This is a genomic window from Lutibacter sp. HS1-25, from assembly GCF_004121075.1.
Classification (GTDB): Bacteria; Bacteroidota; Bacteroidia; order Flavobacteriales; family Flavobacteriaceae; genus Lutibacter.
In genome coordinates, this window is sequence record NZ_RHLN01000113.1 from 1 (window position 1) to 1,770 (window position 1,770).

Sequence of the window (1,770 nt, forward strand, 5' to 3'; positions counted from 1 at the left end):
GAGAGAATTCCGATGACATATTGCCTAACGGGCTTTTATAAGATTTGTGCGACTGGAAAATCGGAGATTTTTCGGACGTAGCAAATCGTTAATTGGATGTTTGTCGGTTCGTTATTTAGTTTAAATGTAAGCATAAATTTTATGAGTTGTTGTAAGCTGTATTAATCACAAATCCATTTATCTTTTATAGTTCGTTTTACACTGATATTCTTTTTAAAATTTATCTTAAATGTTTCAATGAGTTTTATCGAATCTCCATTCTCTCCAACTTTAATATTGTCAAGAATATGGATTTTCTCAAAAGTACTATCATTTATCTTTTTAACTTTTTTATCGACTATTTTAATTTTTCCAAATTTATCAATTGTGAATATTGTTTCTGTTTTGTCAAAAGTATTCTTGATATTTATCTGATTATTTGAATTATTCAAGTAATAATCTAAAACATCATCACCTCCGTTTGAAAAATTAAGAAAACCTCTATATTCTAAAATTATAAGACTATTACTTTTTTCTCGTTTTATATTTTCTCGAAATGCACTTTTAGGAACTAATACAAAATCATTGTCATTTTTCTTAAATGTTTGGATACTCGAACAATGTTGAGTTTTTATAGGGTTTATCTTTTTATAGTTTGATAAATCCTCAATTTGATAAATCTCATCTGCTGTATATTCTAAAAAATTTTCAAGCTCAATATTTGACTCAATATTTATCAAATCAACTTTTTTAGAAGTCGTAATTATACTCATTCCACAAGAAGTCATTTGAATTCCAATAAATAGTATAATCAATCTTTTCATTTCAGTTTTTATATAGCTTACAACGGGCTTTTATAAGATTTGTGCGACTGGAAAATCGGAGATTTTTCGGACGTAGCAAATCGTTAGTTGAATGTTTGTCAGTTCGTTATTTAGTTTAAATGTAAGCATAAATTTTATGAGTTGTTACCCAACGTTTTTATTTCGTTTAAATTCTTTTTGTATTAATTCTTCGAGTTCTCTGAAGTCAAAATTCAGAGTATTTGATGTAATCGAAAGTGGCGTTTTGTAAATACTCATATTTGTTTTCATTAATCTCGCTTGTATTCTGTTTGTTGCTTTTCCAATATACTTTTCAGGGTTTTTAACTATAATCATAAGAAAATCGATAGAATTTACTCTTGTTAAATTGATTCTGTTAATATCTTCCCATTCAATTAGACCAATACTTAAAGCACTTGAGTTGTCTGTAATTCCTTTTGAGTCGATAATCAGACCAATTTTTTTATCAAATAGTTTCTTAATTCCATAAATTCCAGCTATTCCGAAAAAAAGAGTTGCAACTATTCCAATAATTCTAATCATTTCTGGATTATTAAATATTTTGAATCTAACTCGGTATTCTGATACAAAAATTTGTGGGTCATAAACAAACAAAATTCCGAAAACAACAAATCCAATTGAAGCTAATGATAGTAATATTATCTTCTTTTTGCTCAATGGTATTTCAATTCTATTATTCAACTTGTCTGATTATGAGTGATGTATTATACTGTTGGGTAACGGGCTTTTATAAGATTTGTGCGACTGGAAAATCGGAGATTTTTCGGACGTAGCAAATCGTTAATTGGATGTTTGTCGGTTCGTTATTTAGTTTAAATGTAAGCATAAATTTTATGAGTTGTTGTAAGCTGTATTAATCACAAATTTCGTTTAAATTCTTTTTGTATTAATTCTTCGAGTTCTCTGAAGTCAAAATTCAGAGTATTTGATGTAATCGAAAGTGGCG

At 27.9% G+C, this 1,770-nt stretch carries 2 protein-coding genes; both read right to left on the reverse strand.

Annotated elements, in window-relative coordinates:
- Positions 1 to 161 precede the first annotated feature (161 nt).
- Positions 162 to 803, reverse strand: coding sequence for a hypothetical protein (locus EC396_RS12750; protein ID WP_129367006.1), 642 nt, complete (start codon positions 801 to 803; stop codon positions 162 to 164).
- Positions 804 to 947: 144 nt separating this feature from the next.
- Positions 948 to 1,505, reverse strand: a complete 558-nt coding sequence (locus EC396_RS12755) for an STM3941 family protein (protein ID WP_129367007.1) — start codon at positions 1,503 to 1,505, stop codon at positions 948 to 950.
- Positions 1,506 to 1,770: the final 265 nt, after the last annotated feature.

Excerpts from the sequence above, each read along its gene's own strand:
- EC396_RS12750 (WP_129367006.1), bottom strand. The coding sequence starts at position 803 with ATGAAAAGATTGATTATACTATTTATTGGAATTCAAATGACTTCTTGT.